Genomic DNA, 19188 nt, shown 5'->3' with positions numbered 1-19188 from the left:
ATCACACGCAACTGGAAGTACTGTCAGCGGTCGAATAACGAGAGCGTCAGGGCCAATACTCATGGTCAGCCCCTGCAGGTTTCGCTAAAATAATTTCCCTTTTTCCTCGCCTGAGCCTGACGTGACACAGACGCCCGACCGCCTATTCGCCCAACCCCTGGAGCAAGTCCCCGACTTCGCCTTCAACGAAGACGTCGTGCGGGTGTTCCCGGACATGATCAAGCGCTCGGTGCCCGGCTACCCGACCATTGTCGAAAACCTCGGCGTGCTGGCCGCGCGCTTCGCCCAGCCGCACACCGCGCTGTACGACCTCGGCGCATCGTTGGGCGCAGTGACCCAATCCCTGCGCCGCCACGTGCGCAGCGATGGCTGCCGGGTAATCGCTGTCGATAACTCCGAGGCCATGGTCGAGCGTTGCCGCCAGTACCTCACAGCCCAGGACTCGATGTTCCAGGAGCTGCTGCCGGTTCAGGTGCTCGAAGCCGATATCCTCGCCTTGTCACTGGAGCCTGCCTCGGTGGTTGCCATGAACTTCACCTTGCAGTTCATTGCCCCCGATCAGCGTCTGGCGCTGCTCACCCGTATTCGCCAAGCCCTGCTGCCGGGCGGCGCGCTGATTCTTTCGGAGAAACTGCGCTTTGCCGACGATGAAGAGCAGACCCTGCTCAACGAACTGCATCTGGACTTCAAACGGGCCAATGGCTACAGCGAACTGGAAATTGCCCAGAAGCGCAGTGCCATCGAGCACGTGATGAAGCCCGACACACTGCAAGCTCACCAAGAGCGCCTGCATGCCGCCGGCTTCTCCAAAGTCGTGCCTTGGTTCCAATGCCTCAACTTTGCCTCGCTGATAGCCCTGCCATGATCGATCTGTCCCCCCTCGTCCGCCGTCTGGCGGGTACGCCCCTCGCCGCCTGGTCCCAGGGCTTGCAAGCACAACTGGAGGCCAAGCTGGAAAAAGGCCACGGTGACCTCGACCGCTGGCGTGGTGCACTTGAAGCCTTGCCAGCCCTGCAGCCAACCGAAATCGACCTGGTCGATGGCCTGCGCCTGGACTGCGCCTGCGACGATGCCACTCGGGCGCAGATGCGTAGCGCACTGATGGGCCTGTCGCCTTGGCGCAAAGGGCCATTCGACCTGTTTGGCGTGCATGTGGACACCGAATGGCACTCGGACTGGAAATGGTCACGGGTCAGCCCGCACCTGGACCTGAACGGCAAGCGCGTACTGGATGTAGGCTGTGGCAACGGATACTACCAGTGGCGCATGCTCGGCGCGGGCGCTGACCTGGTGATTGGTGTCGACCCCAATTGGCTGTTCTTCTGCCAGTTCCAGGCCGTGCAGCAGTACCTGCCAGACCTTCCAGCCTGGCACCTGCCATTCGCCCTGGAAGACCTGCCCGCCAACCTGGAAGGGTTCGACACGGTGTTCTCCATGGGCGTGTTCTACCACCGCCGCTCCCCCATCGAGCACTTGCTGGCGCTCAAGGACTGCCTGGTCAAAGGCGGTGAGCTGGTGCTGGAAACACTCGTGGTCGAAGGTGATGAGCAGCAGGTGCTGGTACCCGAAGACCGCTATGCGCAAATGCGAAACGTCTGGTTCCTGCCGTCGGTACCGGCTCTGGAGCGCTGGTTGCGCCGGGCTGGCTTCAGTGATGTGCGCTGCGTCGATGTCAGCGTGACCAGCATTGAAGAACAGCGCAGCACCGAGTGGATGCGTTATCAGTCACTGGGCGACTTCCTCGACCCGAACGACCACAGCAAGACCATCGAGGGCCTGCCCGCCCCCCGCCGGGCGACGCTGCTGGCGCGCAAATAAAAAAGGCGCCCTTGGGCGCCCGAATTCACTTGCGGCACGGAGCGGACAGGCGCAGGCACCTACTGTCAATCCTTTGCCAACTCGGGTGTTTCGAGCCGAGTCAAAGGTTAACCATACAGGCCCGATCGCCGGCAAGCCGGCTCCCACAGGTACCCCACCGCGCTTGAATTCAGTGGGGCACTGTGGGAGCCGGCTTGCCGGCGATTGGGCCAGTGGACGTTAGCGATGAATCAGCGCGAAGCCGCGACGATCAGTGCCTTCATCTCCGCCACGGCGGCCTTGAAGCCGACGAACAACGCGTGGGCCACCAGCGCATGGCCAATGTTCAGCTCATTGATGCCCTTGATCGCCGCCACCGCTTCGACGTTGTGGTAGTGCAAGCCATGGCCTGCGTTAACGATCAGCCCTTGGCCAACCCCAAAGGCAACACCGTCGACGATGCGCTTGAGCTCCTCGGCCACTTCGGTCGGGGTTTCGGCATCGGCATAACGGCCGGTATGCAACTCGATGGCCGGGGCGCCGACTCGACGTGAGGCTTCGATCTGCCGCTCGTCTGCATCGATGAACAGCGACACTTCAGCACCGGTGCGCGCCAGTCGTTCGACGGCGGCCTTGATGCGCGCCTCTTGGCCGGCCACATCCAGGCCGCCCTCGGTGGTCAATTCCTGACGGGTTTCAGGCACCAGGCAGATATGCGCCGGACGGATCTTCTCGGCAAAGGCCATCATCTCTTCCGTGACGCCCATCTCGAAGTTCATGCGGGTCTGCAGCACGTCCTTGAGCAGCAGCACGTCACGCTCCTGGATATGCCGGCGGTCTTCGCGCAGGTGCACGGTGATACCGTCGGCGCCCGCCTCTTCGGCGTCCAGTGCGGCCTTGACCGGGTCTGGGTAGCGCGTGCCCCGGGCTTGGCGCAGGGTCGCCACATGGTCGATGTTGACGCCAAGAAGCATGCGGTTGCTGTGAGTCACGAAAGGCTCTCCTGAAGATTTAGCCACACAGCATACGACGTGCTTAGCGCTTGCGAAACAGTTCCCGGCTAACCAACGGCTTTGGCCCCAGATGCACAGCCAGGGCCTGGCGCATCAGGCGCTTGGCCGCCAGAAGCGCACCCGGTGCCTCCCAGTCGGCCTGGGCCAGGGCCAGCAGTTCGTTGCCATTGAACAAGCCAGGCTGCACCAGGTACACCCGCTCCAGGCCAGCATCCACCCGCAGCCGGTAATAACCATCGTCAACGATGGGGTCGTCGTTGACGTCGTGGTCCAGTGCGAAGGCATAACCCAGATCTTCGAGCAGGCGCCACTCGAATGACCGCAGCAGCGGTTCGAGCGGGCGCCCGGCGGCCAGCGCCTGCAAGGTCAGGGCGTAATGTTCGAACAGTTCGGGTTGCGGGGCTTCGGCTGGCAACAGGCGCATCAGAAGCTCGTTGAGGTACAAGCCACTGAACAGCGCATCGCCATGCAGCCAGGCCGCGACGCCAACAGTATCCAGACGCCCGACATTCTTCAGTTCGCCCCGTCCGCGCAACTCCACTTCCAGCGGCACGAACGGGCGCACCAAGCTACCACCCTTGCCTCGTGCACGGCGAAGCACAGCGCGCATACGCCCTTGCGGGGTGAAGAAGTCGACCAGTGCGCTGGTTTCCTTGTAAGCGCGACTGTGCAACACATAGGCTGGCTGGGCGGCAGGTTGTTCCATCAAAGATCTCTACAGGCCAGAAATGCCTGTGGGAGCGGGTTTACCCGCGAATGCTGCAGTGAATCCACTGACGCTTTCGCGGGTAAACCCGCTCCCACAGAGAGGTGTTGACCGACTGGTGGGGTTACAGGTCGCCGTAGCCCAGCGAGCGCAGGGCGCGTTCGTCGTCGGACCAGCCGCCCTTGACCTTGACCCAGAGGTTCAGCATCACCTTGGCGTCGAACAGCACTTCCATGTCCTTGCGTGCGTCGGAACCGATGCGTTTGATGCGCTCGCCCTTGTCGCCGATGATGATTTTCTTCTGGCCATCCCGCTCGACCAGAATCAGCGCATGGATGTGCAGTACATGGCCCTGCTGCTTGAACTCCTCGATCTCGACGGTGATCTGGTACGGCAGCTCCGCGCCAAGTTGGCGCATGATCTTCTCGCGAACCAGTTCGGCGGCCAGGAAGCGGCTGCTGCGGTCGGTGATCTGGTCTTCCGGGAAGAAGTGCTCGTTCTCCGGCAAGTGCTTGGCGATCAGTGCTTCCAGCGATTCCAGGTTATGCCCCTGCTGCGCGGAGATTGGCACGATCTCGGCATTCGGCAACTGCTGCTGCAGCCATTGCAGGTGCGGAATCAGCTCGGCCTTTTCGTCCATACGGTCGGTCTTGTTGACCGCCAGAATGACCGGGCCAGTAACGTACTGCACACGTTCGAGCACCAACTGGTCCTCGTCGGTCCAACGGGTACGATCTACCACGAAAATAACCACATCGACGTCCTTCAGGGCGGCCGATGCGTTGCGGTTCATGTAGCGGTTCAAAGCCTTGTCGTTGGCCTTGTGCATGCCCGGCGTGTCAACGTAGATCGCTTGCACGTCACCTTCGGTCTTGATACCGAGCATGTTGTGACGGGTGGTCTGCGGCTTGCGCGAAGTAATCGCCAGCTTTTGCCCAAGGATGTGGTTGAGCAGGGTCGACTTGCCCACGTTGGGACGACCAACGATGGCGACATAGCCGCAACGGGTCGGGTTGTTCTCAGTCATTGCCATTCTCCACGCCCAGGGCGATCAATGCAGAGGCAGCGGCGACCTGTTCGGCGATACGCCGACTCACGCCCTGGCCACGGCTCTTGTTGTTCAGCAGCACCACTTCGCATTCGACGAAGAACGTCCGGCAGTGCGGTTCGCCCTGAATGTCCACCACTTCGTAACGCGGCAGCTCACAGGCACGCGATTGCAGGAACTCCTGCAAACGAGTCTTGGGGTCCTTGTTGGTGTCGACCAGGGTCAGGCCATCGAACTCGTCGGTGAGCCAGTCCAGGATGCGCTCCCGGGCGGTCTGCATGTCCGCATCCAGGTAGATTGCGCCAATCAGCGCTTCCAGGGCATCGGCCAGGATCGACTCGCGGCGGAAACCGCCGCTTTTGAGTTCACCCGAACCCAGTCGCAGGTACTCGCCCAGGTCAAAGCCACGCGCCAGGCGGGCCAGGGTCTCACCTTTGACCAGGCGGGCGCGCAGGCGCGACAGCTGGCCTTCGCGGGCCTGGGGGAAGCGCTCGAACAGCGCCTCGCCCGCCACGAAGTTGAGGATGGCGTCACCGAGGAACTCCAGGCGCTCGTTGTTGCGCCCGGCGTAACTGCGATGCGTCAGGGCCAGCAGCATCTGCTCCTGGTTCTTGAAGGTGTATCCGAGCTTTCGCTCCAGACGGGTCAGGGAAGCACTCATGCAGCCACCCGCTCGTTGTTCAACGCGTTGTTCAAATCAACATCCTGAAAGACTGTTTGGCTGTGGTCCGTCGCCGCAAGCGGCGAATCTCTCCATCCCTGAGAACACAGCCTATGTCAGAAATGCATTCGGCGCTGTCTGATGGACAGCGCCGATGGGTATCAATGGATCAGGCCGACACGCGACAGGTTGGGCAGGTGGCTGAGCTTGGGCTCTGGCCAGCTCATCCAGACCGCGAAGGCCTTGCCGACGATGTTCCGATCCGGAACCATGCCGTGCAGTTCCTTGGGAATGTTCGGATCGTCCCAGTAGCGGCTGTCGTTGGAGTTGTCGCGGTTGTCGCCCATCATGAAGTAATGGCCGGCCGGTACGGTCCATTGCTGGTCCGGCGGCATGCGATAACGGCTCATCTCCTTGCGGATCAGGTGTTCAGCCTCACCCAGCTTCTCCTTGTACAGTTGCGCACTGCCCAGGGTGCCCGGCTCGGTTCCGACCAACTGTTCGGCAATCGGCTGGCCGTTGACGAACAGACGCTTGTCGTTGGTGTAGCGAATCTGGTCGCCCGGCAGGCCAACCACACGCTTGATGTAATTGACGTTCGGGTCGCTTGGGTAGCGGAACACCATGACATCACCGCGTTGCGGGTCACCGACCTCGATGACCTTCTTGTCGATCACCGGCAGGCGAATGCCGTAGGAGAACTTGTTCACCAGGATGAAGTCACCCACTTCCAGGGTGGGCTTCATCGACCCCGAAGGGATCTGGAACGGCTCTACCAGGAACGAGCGCAGCACCAGCACGATGAACAGCACCGGGAAGAACGACTTGCCGTACTCGACCAGCAACGGCTCCTTGTTCAGGCGTTCGACCACGGCCATCTCAGGCTGGCTGACACTACCCTGGTAGTTGGCGACCGCTGCCCGCCGGCGAGGCGCCAGGAACAGCAGGTCGATCAAGCCCAGCAGACCGCAGACGAAGACGGCGATGACTAGCAACAGCGGGAAATTTAGCGACATAGGACCTAGCTATCCAACCTGAGCACGGCGAGGAAGGCTTCTTGTGGAATCTCCACGTTACCTACCTGTTTCATGCGTTTCTTACCGGCCTTCTGCTTCTCCAGCAGCTTTTTCTTACGGCTGACGTCACCGCCGTAGCACTTGGCCAGTACGTTCTTTCTGAGTGCCTTGACGGTAGTCCGCGCGATGATCTGGCCGCCAATGGCCGCCTGGATCGCCACATCGAACATCTGCCGAGGAATCAGCTCCTTCATCTTCTCGGTCAACGCACGGCCTTTGTAGGCCGCGTTGTCACGGTGCACGATCAGGGCCAGGGCATCGACCTTGTCACCGTTGATCAGCACGTCCAGTTTGACCAGGTTGGCCGACTGGTAGCGGTCGAAATGATAGTCCAGCGACGCGTAACCGCGGCTGGTCGACTTCAGACGGTCGAAGAAGTCCAGTACCACTTCGTTCATCGGCAGGTCGTAACGTACCTGAACCTGGCTGCCGAGGAACTGCATGTCGCGCTGAACGCCACGTTTCTCGATGCACAGGGTGATGACGTTGCCCAGGTGTTCCTGCGGTACCAGGATGGTCGCGGTAACGATCGGCTCACGGAAGTCGTTGACCGCCGAAACGTCAGGCAGCTTCGAGGGGTTGTCGACGGTGATGGTCTCGCCGGTCTTGAGCTCGAGCTCGTAGATCACGCTTGGCGCGGTGGTGATCAGGTCCAGGTCGTATTCGCGCTCCAGGCGCTCCTGGATGATCTCCATGTGCAGCATGCCGAGGAAGCCGCAACGGAAGCCGAAGCCCAGGGCGTCGGAGCTTTCCGGCATGTACTGCAGCGACGAGTCGTTGAGCGTCAGCTTTTGCAGGGCGTCGCGGAAGTCTTCGAAGTCGTCGGAGCTGACCGGGAACAGGCCGGCGTAAACCTGCGGCTGGATCTTTTTGAAACCAGGCAGTACCTCGACCTCGGGAGTCGTGGACAGGGTCAGGGTGTCACCGACCGGCGCACCGTGAATGTCCTTGATGCTGGCGATGATGAAGCCCACTTCACCGGCTTTGAGGTCGGCGGTCTGGGTGTGTTTCGGGGTGAATACACCCACGCTGTCGACCAGGTGCACCTTGCCGGTGGACTTGACCAGAATCTTGTCGCCTTTCTTGACGCGGCCTTGGCGCACGCGCACCAGGGAGACCACGCCCAGATAGTTGTCGAACCAGGAGTCGATGATCAGTGCCTGCAGAGGCGCGTCAATCTCGCCTTCAGGGGCAGGAATGGTCTGCACCAGGCGTTCGAGCACCTCGTCGACGCCCATGCCGCTCTTGGCACTGCAGGCAACGGCGTCGGTGGCGTCGATACCGATGATCTTCTCGATCTCGTCCTTGACGCGGTCCGGGTCGGCCTGAGGCAGGTCCATCTTGTTCAGGACCGGCATGACCTCGAGGCCCTGCTCGATGGCGGTGTAGCAGTTGGCGACGGACTGGGCCTCGACGCCCTGACCAGCATCGACCACCAGCAGCGCGCCCTCACAAGCCGCCAGCGAACGCGAGACTTCGTAAGTGAAGTCGACGTGGCCTGGGGTGTCGATGAAGTTCAGCTGGTAGGTTTTGCCGTCTTGCGCCTTGTAGTGCAGCGTGACGCTGTGGGCTTTGATGGTGATCCCGCGCTCGCGCTCAAGGTCCATGGAGTCGAGGACCTGGGCTTCCATCTCGCGTGCCGACAGGCCACCGCACATCTGGATGAAACGGTCGGCCAGCGTCGACTTACCATGGTCGATGTGGGCGATGATGGAGAAATTGCGGATATGACTCAAATCACTCACGGGTCAACACTCGAAAAGGCTGCGAGCCGGACGCCCGCCGAAAAATAGCCGGGAATTGTACCTCAAGCTGCAGGGATATGGGAGATTCCTGATCGGCTGACATTGTTGCGCAAGAATGCAAATCGGCCGGGTTGCCTGCACTGGCCCTATCGCCGGCAAGCCGCCTCCCATAGGGCCGCAGGCGCACCCAAGACTTGTGGGAGCCGGCTTGCCGGCGATAGGGCCAATGCAGAGAAACATGAAATCTTATGAAAAAAGGCAGCCTAAGCTGCCCTTTCCCACATCAAAACCAGCTTATTCGGCCAGCTTGAAGGTAATGAAGCTTGCTCGCCCCTGACGAAGTACGCGCATGGAAACCGAACGGTTCTTCGGCAGTTCCTTGGCAATTTCGGTGAATTGCTTGGACGAAGTGATCGCCTGGTTGTTCAGGTGACTGATGACGTCACCCGGACGCAGGCCGATCAAGGCTGCCGGGCCGTCCTGAATCTCCTTGATGACCACGCCACCCTTGAGCTCAAGGGTTTTCTTCTGCTCGTCGGTCAGGTCCGCTACGGACACACCCAAGCGATTGCTGCTGCGTTCGGCGCCGCCCTGGGCACTGGCTTCGATCTCGGCATCGTCATCGGGCATTGCGCCGATGGTGATATCCAGGTTCTGACGCTTGCCGTTACGAATGATCTCAAGCTTGGCTTTCTCGCCATCCTTGAGGCTGCCCACCAGGTGCGGCAGATCAGCCGACATGATGATTGGCTGGCCGTTCATGCTCAGGATCACGTCGCCCACCTGCAGGCCGCCCTTGGCTGCGGGGCCGTTTTCCAGCACCTGGGCCACCAGGGCGCCGGCCGGCTTGTCGAGGCCGAAGGACTCAGCCAGGTCCTTGTTGACCTCCTGAATGACCACACCCAGCCAGCCGCGGCTGACCTTGCCGTCTTTCTTCAGCTGATTGGAAACATCCATCGCCACGTCGATCGGGATGGCGAAGGACAGCCCCATGAAGCCACCCGAACGGGTGAAGATCTGCGAGTTGATACCCACGACTTCACCCTTCATGTTGAACAGCGGACCGCCCGAGTTACCGGGGTTGATGGCCACGTCAGTCTGGATGAACGGCACGTAGGTGTCGTTAGGCAGGGTACGCCCCTTGGCGCTGACGATACCTTTGGTCACCGAGTGGTCGAAACCAAATGGCGAACCGATGGCAAGCACCCACTCACCGACTTTCAGTTTTTCCGAATCGCCCAGCTTCACGGTCGGCAGGTTCTTGCCCTCGACTTTCAGCAAGGCCACGTCGGTGCGCGGGTCGGTGCCGATCAACTTGGCCTGCAACTCGCTGCGGTCCGACAGGCGGACGATGATCTCGTCAGCATCGGCGACCACGTGGTTGTTGGTGAGCACATAGCCATCGCTGGAAATGATGAAGCCCGAGCCCAGCGACATGGCCTCACGCTGGCGGTCGCCACGGGGCGAGCGCGGCTGCTGGGGGATGTTGCGCTCGAAGAACTCGCGGAACATCGGCGGCAGGCCTTCCAGGTCCGGCATCTGCCCGGCGGCGACGCGGCGGTCCGGCAGTTTCTGCTTGGTACTGATGTTGACCACGGCCGGCGAGGCCTGCTCGACCAGCGTCGTGAAGTCCGGCAGGGCTTCCTCGGCCTGGGCGGTGAGCACCTGACCGAGCATCAGCACGGCGGCGAACATCGTTAGGTAGGATTTCAAGCGTGGTATTGACATACGGCTCCCGTCACAAACGAGCGTAAGTTAGAAAGACCACCTGCAAATGCAGGAAAGGTCAGGCTCCAAGAAGCCTGACCTATAGAAAATTTAACGATGGATTGCAAATGACAATGCTTTAATTTCATTTCAGCCGCGTGTCCTTGGGCCATGCGCAAGGCGCGTCGTCACTGGCGCGCCTGGTTGTCCTGAGGCCGCATCGACAGCGCGATGCGCTCGGCGGTACCCAGCGGAATTTCACCGACCACCGTGACCATCACCTTGCCTTTGGGGGTGTTCAAACGGCGTGACACTGCCACGGTCGGGCCGAGCTGGGTGCGGACATCAGCACCGGAGCTGTCATTGACCGGTTCCAGGAAAACCGAAAAACGTGCCAGGCCATCGTCATACATCAGGCTGCTGACTGAACTGTTTCGCTTGGGGTCGCGACGAACCGAGCTGTTGATCAGCTCGAAGCCCGCTGGCAACCAGTCCGAACGCCACCCGGCTACCGTTTCGCTGTCGGTGCTGGCCACCCGCTCGACCGGTTTGCAGGCAACGCTGGGACGCAGGTCGTCATCGCTCGGCAGGTCGTCGGTGTCCAGACGCGTCATCTGGAAACGTTCCAGCAACTGCCCCTTGTCGTTGATCATCAACGAACGAAGCGGCAGGCCGGTGTGACGATCAAGATGAAGTTCGAAGGCGTAGCGATGCTGATCTCGTGGCGTCAGGGCGATGACCACAGCGTCGCGACCGGCAACTCGCGACTTGCCCGCCACGCTCAAGTCGTACCAACTCATCAGCTTCAGGGGATCAAGCACACGGGCAGAGGCGTCGGGCGGCGTACCGATACCGCTGACCAAGGCACCACTGACGCACTGCACCTTGCCATCCACGCGCACGATTTCCTGGGCGGCGCCATCGAGCTGCAACAACCGCTCGCTGACCTTGCCGTCCTGAACACGATGCCAGATGTCGTGGGAAGAAAAGCTGCCGTTACGTTCGTAGACGAAGGAGCCCTGGTAACTCTGCTTCTGCTCGGCCTGGGCCAGCTTGCTCAGCCACTCGCTCGCCTCAGGCGAGGAGTTGGCTGCCAATGCTGGCACCGTCATCCAGCTGCCTATCAGCAGCGACAGGAGAGGTAGCGCGCGCATGATCCTCCTTACTTAGCGGTTTTCCAGGCTGGCGGCGCGTGCGTAGGGCAAAGCGGTATCGGTGCCCTTGAGCGCGGATTCCTGGGCATGCTGACGCAGGTAGCCTGGCAGACGCTGATCCCAGCCGGCCTGGTTCTGCAGCACGCCGTTGGCCATCGGCCCGGTCGGTTGCTCACTGCTCTCACTATAGCCTGCCAAAACAGCCGGGCCTTGGCTTTGTGGCATGCTCAGTCCCTGCTGGGCAGGTTGCTGGGCCGCAAGCTCGGCACCGGTGATCTCGTCCTGGTTGTACAGACGGACACCAGCAAGCACCGCCACGGTCACCGAGGCGGCAACCGCCAGGCGACCGATGCTGCGCCAAGGGCCTTGCTTGACCTTGACCGGCACGGCCTCGTCAGCCAGCGCGGCGGACACCGCCGAGGCGATATCGAGCTTGGGCAGCAGCAGCTCCTTGTGCATGGCTGCACGAGCTACCTGATAACGCGACCAGGTGGCACGGGTTTCGGCATCGTCAACGGCATTCAACACCCGACGCAGTTCCAGTTCGTCCGCTTCGTTGTCCATTACCGCGGACAGCGATTCCTGCAAAGCTTCACGACTCATGGCGGTTCCTCTCTTGGCTATCGCCGCTGTCTCAGGATTCCTGCAACAACGGTTGCAGGGCTTTGTCTATGGCCTCCCGAGCGCGGAAGATTCGGGAGCGCACGGTACCCACCGGACATTGCATGACGCTGGCAATGTCCTCGTAACTCAACCCGTCGAACTCACGCAGGGTCAGAGCCGTGCGCAGGTCTTCGGGCAGTTGCTGGATGGTGCGATGGACAGTGCCTTCGATTTCATCCCGCAACAACGAGCGCTCTGGGGACTCGAGATCCTTGAGACCATGATCGCCGTCGTAAAACTCCGCATCCTCGGAGCTCACATCGCTGTCTGGCGGCCGTCTTCCACGGGACACCAGGTAGTTCTTCGCCGTGTTGATGGCGATGCGGTACAGCCAGGTATAAAACGCACTGTCACCGCGAAAGTTTCCAAGCGCACGGTAGGCCTTGATAAAGGCTTCCTGCGCCACATCCTGGGCTTCGTGGGTGTCATGGACAAACCGCACGATCAACCCGAGAATCTTGTGCTGATACTTCAGCACCAACAGATCGAACGCTCGCCTGTCACCGCGCTGCACGCGCTCGACAAGCTGCTGATCCTCTTCCTGGGTTAGCATGAACACTCCTCAGTGAACTCGAAGGAGCGTTGCAACAGCCTTTGTTCGGGCTTGCAACCATAGACTCGGGCTTTACGCAAAAGTTCTCCCCTCCAAGCAAGTTTCCTGCGGCCCTTGGTCGGCTCGCACGAAAGACGCAGCGCGGTCACGGCCGGCTGCGTCGATAATCGGGTTTCGAATACGCAGAGGCTAGCCCGGATAGAGCCACCGCCCTGCGTCGCCGCGACATATTATGGCGTGCGGGCAGCCTTCATAGGATTTCCCACCGTGTCGGAAAGTTCCCACAAAGCTGAACGCACCGCGCAAGTGGCATGGAAATTGGCCACCGGGGGCTGCTATAAAGGCAGCCCGGCTACGTTTCACGATAGTTTCACAATGCCATCTGTGCGTGACTATTGTGCCGCGCCCCTTCCAAAGATTACTAGTGTCCCGACATGAGCCAACAATTCCAACATGATGTCCTGGTGATCGGCAGCGGTGCCGCCGGTCTCAGCCTGGCACTTAACCTCCCTGGCCACCTGCGAATTGCCGTGCTGAGCAAAGGCGACCTGGCCAACGGCTCGACCTTCTGGGCCCAGGGGGGAGTCGCTGCGGTGCTCGACGATACCGATACCGTGCAGTCCCATGTCGAGGACACCCTCAATGCCGGCGGCGGCCTGTGCAATGAAGAAGCCGTGCGCTTCACCGTCGAGCATAGCCGCGAAGCCATCCAGTGGCTGATCGAACAAGGCGTGCCGTTTACCCGCGACGAACACTACAGCGTCGACGACGGCGGCTTTGAATTTCACCTGACCCGCGAAGGCGGCCATAGCCATCGGCGCATCATCCATGCCGCGGACGCCACCGGAGCAGCCATTTTCACGACGTTGCTGGCCCAAGCCCGCCAACGCCCGAACATCGACCTGCTGGAGCAGCGCGTCGCGGTCGACCTGATCACCGAGCGCCGCCTGAGCTTACCGGGGGATCGCTGCCTGGGCGCCTATGTGCTGGATCGCAACACTGGCGAGGTGGACACCTTCGGTGCGCGCTTCACCGTGCTGGCCACTGGCGGAGCGGCCAAGGTCTATCTCTACACCAGCAACCCCGACGGGGCTTGCGGTGATGGTATCGCCATGGCTTGGCGCGCCGGTTGCCGCGTGGCGAACCTGGAATTCAACCAGTTCCACCCCACCTGCCTGTATCACCCACAGGCCAAGAGCTTCCTGGTGACCGAAGCCCTGCGCGGTGAGGGCGCCCTGTTGCGCCTGCCCAACGGCGAGCGCTTCATGCCACGCTTCGACCCTCGCGAGGAACTGGCCCCCCGCGACATCGTGGCCCGCGCCATCGACCATGAAATGAAACGCCTGGGCGTGGATTGCGTCTATCTGGACATCACCCACAAGCCCGCCGATTTCATCAAGAGCCATTTCCCCACTGTCTATGAGCGCTGCCTGACCTTCGGCATCGACATTACCCGTCAGCCGATTCCGGTGGTGCCAGCGGCCCACTACACCTGCGGCGGGGTGATGGTCGATGATCGCGGCCACACCGACGTGCCGGGCCTGTATGCCATCGGCGAGACCAGCTTCACCGGCCTGCACGGCGCCAACCGCATGGCGAGCAACTCACTGCTCGAATGCTTTGTCTATGGCCGCTCCGCCGCCGCCGACATCCAGGCGCACCTCGACGAGGTCGCCATGCCCAAGGCCCTGCCCTGCTGGGATGCCAGCCAGGTCACCGACTCGGACGAAGACGTCATCATTGCGCACAACTGGGACGAACTGCGGCGCTTCATGTGGGACTATGTCGGCATCGTGCGAACCAGCAAGCGCCTGCAGCGCGCCCAGCACCGGGTACGCATGCTGCTGGACGAGATCGACGAGTTCTACAGCAACTACAAGGTCAGCCGCGACCTGATCGAGTTGCGCAACCTGGCGCAGGTGGCGGAGCTGATGATTCGCTCGGCGATGCAGCGCAAGGAGAGCCGTGGGCTGCACTACACCCTGGATTATCCGGGGATGCTGGAAGAGGCCAAGGATACGATCCTGAGTCCGGTCTGACCCTATCGCCGGCAAGCCGGCTCCTACAGGTATTGCAGTGATCTCAGGATTGGCGAGATCCATGTGGGAGCCGGCTTGCCGGCGATGGGTACACCCTGATGCATGGCTATTGCATCGGAATTTCAGCCCAACGGCGACGACTGAATTTCAGCCTCACCCGCAATCGCCGATGCTGGTCAGCCTCCAGCGCATCCCTCGGGATACACTGACTTTCACCGACCCAGCGCCCTTCCCTGATAAAGCGCAGCACCACCAAACCCGGTAGCGCCACACTATCCCGACACAAGCGCACCGGTTGCCACCCCTGCTCGGCACTGAACAGCCGCCAGCCATGCACATCACGGCGCAGCCCGGTAACGGCGCGCGGATGGCTCAACAGGATACGTCGGGGAATTACCCAGCCAGCGTGGGCAAGGCAGGCGACAACAGCCAGAAGAGACAGCCACCAGGGCAGCGCGATCATCCATAGGACGACCCACGCCATCACCTGGCAGAGCAGATAGGCCGTCAGCAGCAGCGGTGAGCCCTGCCAACGGCACTCGAAACACTCACTTGGGCTGGACACGATCCAGAATGATGCGGACCATGCGTTGCAGCTCCGGGTCTTCCGATTCGGTGCGCTCCATGAACCAGCCGAACATGTCCTGATCCTCGCAGCTCAGCAGGCGAACATAGAGCTCGCGGTCGGCTTCGCTCAGGGTCGGGTAGACCTCCTGGGTGAATGGCACCAGCAGTACGTCCAGTTCCAGCATGCCGCGGCGGCTGTGCCAGAAAAGCCGGTTGAGTTCAGTTTGTTCGACCATGGGGCCCTCCTCGAATGGCCCGCCAGTATACAGCGCGATGCACGAAGCGGCACCGGGCGTTGGTCTAGTCACCTACCTATTTTGTTACCGGCGTTCTATGATGGCCGCCAGTCTTTAGCCACCGCGATGACCCATGGCCGATTCCGCTTTCTTCAGTCCCCTGTCCCACGAGGGCATCCTCGCCGTCCGCGGCTCCGACGCCGGCAAGTTCCTGCAGGGCCAACTGACCTGCAACATCAACTACCTGAGCCCTGAACACGCCAGCCTCGGCGCCCGCTGCATGGTCAAGGGGCGCATGCAGTCGAGCTTCCGCATCCTTCCCGAAGGCAATGGCTACCTGCTTGCCATGGCCAGCGAGTTGCTTGAAGCGCAATTGGCCGACCTGAAAAAGTACGCCGTGTTCTCCAAGGCGACGCTGACCGATGAAAGCGCCGCCTGGGCGCGCTTCGGCCTGCAGGGCGGCGCTGCGGCGCTGGACGCGCTGGGCATGGCGCAGCCGGCTACGGCTGGCGCGACGGTCCGCCATGAGCGGCTGATCGCCATCGGCGTGTCCACAGACCGTGTCGAACTCTGGGTTCCGGCTGAGCAGGCTGACGCCGTGCGCGAACAACTGGCCGCCGCCCTGCCCGAAGGCAGTGTCAACGACTGGCTGCTGGGCCAGATCCGTGCCGGCATCGGTCAGGTCACGGGGCCGACCCGCGAGCTGTTCATCCCGCAGATGATCAACCTGCAAGCCGTTGACGGCGTCAGCTTCAAGAAAGGCTGCTACACCGGCCAGGAAATCGTCGCCCGCATGCAGTACCTGGGCAAGCTCAAGCGTCGTCAGTACCGCCTGGCGCTCGATCAGCAAGAGGCCCCCGCACCGGGTGCCGAAATCTTCTCGCCCACCCATGGCTCGTCGGTCGGTGAGGTAGTGATCGCCGCCAACACCGACCAAGGCTGCGAACTGCTCGCTGTGCTGAGCGCCGAAGCGGTCGAGGACGACAACCTGCACCTGGGTGGCCTGGAAGGGCCACGCCTGACCCTGCTGGACCTGCCTTACACACTGGACCGCGACAGGGAAATCCAACGCTGACCAGCCCGCCCCGCCTTGCTGGCGGGGCCGCACCACCACTGCGGTAGAAAAGCCCATGAACAAGCTGGCCGAGATGGTTCAAGCACAACTGCTCGATGCCATCGACAACGACGACCTGGTCCTGCCGACCTTGCCCGAGGTTGCCCTGAGCATCCGCGAGGCGGCCGAGGACACCGAGATCAGTGTTGCCGCCCTGAGCAAGGTGATTGGCCGCGATGCCGCGCTCTCGGCGCGCTTGATCAAAGTGGTCAACAGCCCGCTGCTGCGTGCGGCGGTCGAGGTCACCGACCTGCATACCGCTATCACCCGCCTGGGCATCAACTACAGCTGCAACCTGGCCATCGGACTGGTGATCGAGCAGATATTCCACGCCCGCTCACCTGCCGTAGAGCAGAAGTTGCGCGATATTTGGGCTAACAGCCTGGAAGTTGCGGGCATCAGCTACGAGCTGTGCCGCCGCTACACGCAACTGAAAGCAGACCAGGCCACCTTGGGCGGGCTGGTTCACCAGATCGGCGCACTGCCGGTACTGATCTATGCCGAAGAGCACAACGAGCTGCTGTCCGACCCGGTGTGCCTGCACTACGTGATCGAACAGATCCAGCCCGCGCTGGGCGACAAGATCCTCACGTCGTGGGAGTTCCCCGAACAACTGGTCAACCTGCCGAGCCAGGTTCAGGACCTGGAGCGACAGACCGACAAGGTCGACTACATCGACATCGTGCAGATCGCCCGCGCCCTGAGCCTTCGCGGACGTAACCTGCCGCTGACCGCGCTGCCTGCCTATCGCCACCTGGGGTTGCCCCCAGGGACGGAACTGGAGTTGGGCGAGTTGCTCGAAGCGCGGAGCATGTTGCGCTGAGGTCTGGGAACTGAATTGCCCCCATCGCCGGCAAGCCGGCTCCCACAGGCCCATCACTGCCCATGAGGGTGGCGCTGTACTTGTGGGAGCCGGCTTGCCGGCGATAAGACCAGCTCCAGTACCCATCAATCCGCGATGAAACTCACCCGAACCTTCAACCCACCATTCTCGCCATCATGCAGGCTGATCTGCGCAAGATGCGCACGACAGATTTCCCCGACAATCGCGAGCCCCAGGCCACTACCCTGGGCACTACGCCGATAGAACCGCTCGAACACCCGCTCACGTTCGGCCTCGGGAATCCCCGGCCCGTCATCCTCCACCTCGAGCACCGCCGGCGCCAGCACCCGCAAAATGACATTACCGCCTTCCGGCGTGTGGGCCAGTGCGTTGTCCACCAGGTTGCTCAGCAGTTCGTTGAGCAAGGTCGGCTCGCCCTTGAGCCAGACCGGCGCCTCGGCCTCCAGTGCCAGCGCCACCCCACGATTGTGCGCCAACGGCGCCATGGCCATGCCGAGTTCGCGAGCCAATTGACTGAGGTCCAGTCGCTGCGCACCGCCTTCAGCAATGGCCCTGGCGCCGTTTTCCACTCGCGCCAGTGACAGCAACTGGTTTGCCAGATGGGTCAGACGGTCGGTGCCCTGGGCAGCGGACTCCAAAGTCTGGCGCCACTCCTCCGGCTGCTGCGAGCGCAGCCCCAGCTCGACCCGGGCCTTGAGCGCCGCCAACGGCGTGCGCAATTCATGGGCAGCGTCAGCGATGAACTGCGCCTGGCGCTCGAACTGCCCTCGCAAGCGCTCGGTAAAGTGGTTCAACGCCCGTACCAGCGGGCTCAGTTCCCGCTGAACCTGCACCACCGGCAATGCTCGCAGATCGTCGGGCTGGCGCTCTTCCACCGCCGTGCGCAAACGCTCCAGTGGGCGCAGCGCGGCACTGACGGCGAACCAGACCATCACCAGCGCCCCCAGCGCGAGCATGCCCAGGCGCAGCAAGGTATCGGCCATCAGACCGCGCGCCATGCGTACCCGCGCTTCTTCGGTCTCGGCCACGCGGATCTCGGCCATGCCGTTCATGTTCGGCTCGGTGACCGCCTTGAGCAGGCTGACCACGCGCACGTCCTGGCCCAGGTAGGTGGCATCGTAGAATCGCGCCAGCGCCGGGTAGTCGTCGGTTCGTGGCGTACCCGGCGGCGGTGGCGGCAGGTTTTCGTAACCGGAGATCAATCGTTGCTGGATATCCAGCACCTGGTAGTAGATGCGCCCGGCACTGTCATAGGCGAAAGTATCCAAGGCCACATAGGGCACGTCGGCACTCAGCGAGCCATCGCGCTGGGACAAACCGGCGGCGATGGTCCGCGCCGAAGCCAGCAAGGTGCGGTCGTAGGCGGTGTCGGCGGCTTCGCGGCCGTTCCAGTAGGCGCTCAGTCCGCTGGCCAGCATCAGCACCACCAGCAGCAAGGCCAGGTTGCCCAGCAGCCGGCCACGCAGGCTGCCATTGTCACGCATCGCGGTGCTCAAGCAGATAGCCCAGGCCGCGGAAGGTCACGATGGCCACCGGATGGCCATCGAGCTTCTTGCGCAAGCGGTGGATGTAGATCTCGATGGCGTCGGGGCTGGCCTCTTCGTCCAGGCCGAAAACCTGTGCGGCCAGTTGCTCCTTGCTCATCACCCGACCCGGTCGGGCGATCAGCGCTTCCAGCACGCTCTGTTCCCGCGAGGTCAGGGTCAGGTTGTCCCCACCCAAGGTGAAGCGCCGGGTGTCCAGATCGTAGACCAACGGCCCGCAACGCTGCTGACGCTCGCCACCGAGCACACTGCGTCGCAGCAAGGCCTTGACCCGCGCCTCCAGCTCGGTCAGCTCGAACGGTTTGGCCAGGTAATCGTCAGCGCCCAGGTTCAGCCCGTGGACCCGGTCTTTCACATCGCTGCGAGCAGTGAGCATCAGCACGGGCACGGTCTTGCCACGGCTGCGCAAGCGCGCCAGCACCTCGAAGCCGTCCATGCGTGGCAGGCCGACATCAAGCACGGCAACTGCGTATTCCTCGCTGGCCAGGGCCAGGTCGGCGGCCACGCCATCGTGCAAAACATCCACGGTCAGGCCTTGGCTCTTCAAGGCCTGAGCCACGCTTTCGGCCAGTTGCAGGTGGTCTTCGACCAGCAGCACACGCATCGGATTCTCCCTGCTCGGGTGGGACGGTGGCGCGGAGTGTACCGCCGTCGGACGGCCTGTGAAGCCCCCAATCACAAACCTTTCACGCTGAAAGGTTAGCGAAAGGTTCGTTACCTA

The 19188-nt window shown here is 62.1% G+C and carries 19 protein-coding genes; 5 read left to right on the top strand and 14 right to left on the bottom strand.

Annotated features, from left to right (window positions below):
• Positions 1–121: 121 nt before the first annotated feature.
• Both cmoA and cmoB read left to right on the top strand, forming a co-directional pair.
• Entirely contained in the window at positions 122–865 is a 744-nt protein-coding gene (gene cmoA, locus PspTeo4_RS27090) for a carboxy-S-adenosyl-L-methionine synthase CmoA (RefSeq protein ID WP_322366762.1), read from the top strand.
• Positions 862–1818, top strand: coding sequence for a tRNA 5-methoxyuridine(34)/uridine 5-oxyacetic acid(34) synthase CmoB (gene cmoB, locus PspTeo4_RS27085; RefSeq protein WP_322366761.1), 957 nt, complete (start codon positions 862–864; stop codon positions 1816–1818). Before cmoA ends, cmoB begins: the two co-directional genes overlap by 4 nt.
• A gap of 230 nt (positions 1819–2048) precedes the next feature.
• On the opposite strand, the gene pdxJ is transcribed toward cmoB, so the two are convergent.
• The 10 genes from pdxJ to rpoE all read right to left on the bottom strand — a co-directional run bounded on the left by pdxJ (position 2049) and on the right by rpoE (position 12123).
• Positions 2049–2771, bottom strand: a complete 723-nt coding sequence (gene pdxJ / locus PspTeo4_RS27080; RefSeq protein ID WP_218115272.1) for a pyridoxine 5'-phosphate synthase — start codon at positions 2769–2771, stop codon at positions 2049–2051.
• A gap of 61 nt (positions 2772–2832) precedes the next feature.
• Positions 2833–3516, bottom strand: a complete 684-nt coding sequence (gene recO / locus PspTeo4_RS27075; protein WP_322366760.1) for a DNA repair protein RecO — start codon at positions 3514–3516, stop codon at positions 2833–2835.
• A gap of 124 nt (positions 3517–3640) precedes the next feature.
• The gene (gene era, locus PspTeo4_RS27070; RefSeq protein WP_322366759.1) at positions 3641–4543 is read right to left on the bottom strand and encodes a GTPase Era; all 903 of its coding nucleotides are present in this window, start codon (positions 4541–4543) and stop codon (positions 3641–3643) included.
• A complete protein-coding gene (rnc, locus tag PspTeo4_RS27065) occupies positions 4536–5225 on the bottom strand; it encodes a ribonuclease III (protein WP_322366758.1) in 690 nt (229 codons plus the stop codon). Before rnc ends, era begins: the two co-directional genes overlap by 8 nt.
• Positions 5226–5386: 161 nt before the next feature.
• Positions 5387–6241: a signal peptidase I gene (lepB, locus tag PspTeo4_RS27060; RefSeq protein WP_322366757.1), complete on the bottom strand. Its 855-nt coding sequence runs from the start codon at positions 6239–6241 to the stop codon at positions 5387–5389.
• 5 nt (positions 6242–6246) lie between these two features.
• Entirely contained in the window at positions 6247–8046 is a 1800-nt protein-coding gene (gene lepA / locus PspTeo4_RS27055; protein WP_322366756.1) for a translation elongation factor 4, read from the bottom strand.
• Positions 8047–8340: 294 nt separating this feature from the next.
• A complete protein-coding gene (locus PspTeo4_RS27050) occupies positions 8341–9741 on the bottom strand; it encodes a DegQ family serine endoprotease (RefSeq protein ID WP_416196995.1) in 1401 nt (466 codons plus the stop codon).
• 200 nt (positions 9742–9941) lie between these two features.
• On the bottom strand, positions 9942–10907 hold the full coding sequence (locus tag PspTeo4_RS27045) for a MucB/RseB C-terminal domain-containing protein (protein WP_322366753.1): 966 nt from the start codon (positions 10905–10907) through the stop codon (positions 9942–9944).
• Positions 10908–10919: 12 nt separating this feature from the next.
• Positions 10920–11510: a sigma-E factor negative regulatory protein gene (locus PspTeo4_RS27040; RefSeq protein ID WP_322366752.1), complete on the bottom strand. Its 591-nt coding sequence runs from the start codon at positions 11508–11510 to the stop codon at positions 10920–10922.
• 31 nt (positions 11511–11541) lie between these two features.
• The gene (gene rpoE / locus PspTeo4_RS27035) at positions 11542–12123 is read right to left on the bottom strand and encodes an RNA polymerase sigma factor RpoE (protein WP_011535354.1); all 582 of its coding nucleotides are present in this window, start codon (positions 12121–12123) and stop codon (positions 11542–11544) included.
• Positions 12124–12557: 434 nt separating this feature from the next.
• Here rpoE and nadB point away from each other — a divergent pair, with 434 nt between their 5' ends.
• Positions 12558–14162, top strand: coding sequence for an L-aspartate oxidase (gene nadB, locus PspTeo4_RS27030; protein WP_322366751.1), 1605 nt, complete (start codon positions 12558–12560; stop codon positions 14160–14162).
• Positions 14163–14268: 106 nt separating this feature from the next.
• Here the strand turns inward: nadB and PspTeo4_RS27025 are convergent, their stop codons facing one another.
• Positions 14269–14727 (bottom strand): protein YgfX, encoded by a 459-nt coding sequence (locus tag PspTeo4_RS27025; RefSeq protein ID WP_322366750.1) that lies wholly within the window; start codon positions 14725–14727, stop codon positions 14269–14271.
• On the bottom strand, positions 14711–14965 hold the full coding sequence (locus PspTeo4_RS27020; RefSeq protein WP_008094993.1) for a succinate dehydrogenase assembly factor 2: 255 nt from the start codon (positions 14963–14965) through the stop codon (positions 14711–14713). The genes PspTeo4_RS27025 and PspTeo4_RS27020 overlap by 17 nt, the downstream gene beginning before the upstream one ends.
• 133 nt (positions 14966–15098) lie before the next feature.
• Here PspTeo4_RS27020 and PspTeo4_RS27015 point away from each other — a divergent pair, with 133 nt between their 5' ends.
• Positions 15099–16040 (top strand): folate-binding protein YgfZ, encoded by a 942-nt coding sequence (locus PspTeo4_RS27015; protein WP_322366749.1) that lies wholly within the window; start codon positions 15099–15101, stop codon positions 16038–16040.
• A 55-nt stretch (positions 16041–16095) separates the two neighbouring features.
• Positions 16096–16902 carry an HDOD domain-containing protein gene (locus PspTeo4_RS27010; protein WP_322366748.1) on the top strand — a complete coding sequence of 269 codons (807 nt, stop codon included), beginning with the start codon at positions 16096–16098 and terminating at the stop codon, positions 16900–16902.
• 125 nt (positions 16903–17027) lie between these two features.
• Here the strand turns inward: PspTeo4_RS27010 and PspTeo4_RS27005 are convergent, their stop codons facing one another.
• Complete coding sequence (locus PspTeo4_RS27005) at positions 17028–18407, bottom strand: sensor histidine kinase (RefSeq protein WP_322366747.1); 1380 nt, start codon at positions 18405–18407, stop codon at positions 17028–17030.
• Complete coding sequence (locus tag PspTeo4_RS27000) at positions 18400–19071, bottom strand: response regulator (protein ID WP_322366746.1); 672 nt, start codon at positions 19069–19071, stop codon at positions 18400–18402. Before PspTeo4_RS27000 ends, PspTeo4_RS27005 begins: the two co-directional genes overlap by 8 nt.
• Positions 19072–19188: the final 117 nt, after the last annotated feature.

This window comes from Pseudomonas sp. Teo4, assembly GCF_034387475.1.
Lineage (GTDB): Bacteria > Pseudomonadota > Gammaproteobacteria > Pseudomonadales > Pseudomonadaceae > Aquipseudomonas.
This window is presented reverse-complemented; position numbering and strand designations above follow the sequence as displayed.

What these genes read in the sequence shown, in the direction of transcription:
- PspTeo4_RS27050 (WP_416196995.1), bottom strand. Translation starts at nt 9,741, where the DNA reads ATGTTCGCCGCCGTGCTGATGCTCGGTCAGGTGCTCACCGCCCAGGCC.
- PspTeo4_RS27005 (WP_322366747.1), bottom strand. Translation starts at nt 18,407, where the DNA reads ATGCGTGACAATGGCAGCCTGCGTGGCCGGCTGCTGGGCAACCTGGCC.
- PspTeo4_RS27040 (WP_322366752.1), bottom strand. Translation starts at nt 11,510, where the DNA reads ATGAGTCGTGAAGCTTTGCAGGAATCGCTGTCCGCGGTAATGGACAAC.
- PspTeo4_RS27020 (WP_008094993.1), bottom strand. Translation starts at nt 14,965, where the DNA reads ATGGTCGAACAAACTGAACTCAACCGGCTTTTCTGGCACAGCCGCCGC.
- era (WP_322366759.1), bottom strand. Translation starts at nt 4,543, where the DNA reads ATGACTGAGAACAACCCGACCCGTTGCGGCTATGTCGCCATCGTTGGT.
- rpoE (WP_011535354.1), bottom strand. Translation starts at nt 12,123, where the DNA reads ATGCTAACCCAGGAAGAGGATCAGCAGCTTGTCGAGCGCGTGCAGCGC.
- pdxJ (WP_218115272.1), bottom strand. Translation starts at nt 2,771, where the DNA reads ATGCTTCTTGGCGTCAACATCGACCATGTGGCGACCCTGCGCCAAGCC.
- nadB (WP_322366751.1), top strand. Translation starts at nt 12,558, where the DNA reads ATGAGCCAACAATTCCAACATGATGTCCTGGTGATCGGCAGCGGTGCC.
- PspTeo4_RS27000 (WP_322366746.1), bottom strand. Translation starts at nt 19,071, where the DNA reads ATGCGTGTGCTGCTGGTCGAAGACCACCTGCAACTGGCCGAAAGCGTG.
- recO (WP_322366760.1), bottom strand. Translation starts at nt 3,516, where the DNA reads ATGGAACAACCTGCCGCCCAGCCAGCCTATGTGTTGCACAGTCGCGCT.
- rnc (WP_322366758.1), bottom strand. Translation starts at nt 5,225, where the DNA reads ATGAGTGCTTCCCTGACCCGTCTGGAGCGAAAGCTCGGATACACCTTC.
- PspTeo4_RS27045 (WP_322366753.1), bottom strand. Translation starts at nt 10,907, where the DNA reads ATGCGCGCGCTACCTCTCCTGTCGCTGCTGATAGGCAGCTGGATGACG.
- cmoB (WP_322366761.1), top strand. Translation starts at nt 862, where the DNA reads ATGATCGATCTGTCCCCCCTCGTCCGCCGTCTGGCGGGTACGCCCCTC.
- lepB (WP_322366757.1), bottom strand. Translation starts at nt 6,241, where the DNA reads ATGTCGCTAAATTTCCCGCTGTTGCTAGTCATCGCCGTCTTCGTCTGC.
- PspTeo4_RS27010 (WP_322366748.1), top strand. Translation starts at nt 16,096, where the DNA reads ATGAACAAGCTGGCCGAGATGGTTCAAGCACAACTGCTCGATGCCATC.
- PspTeo4_RS27015 (WP_322366749.1), top strand. Translation starts at nt 15,099, where the DNA reads ATGGCCGATTCCGCTTTCTTCAGTCCCCTGTCCCACGAGGGCATCCTC.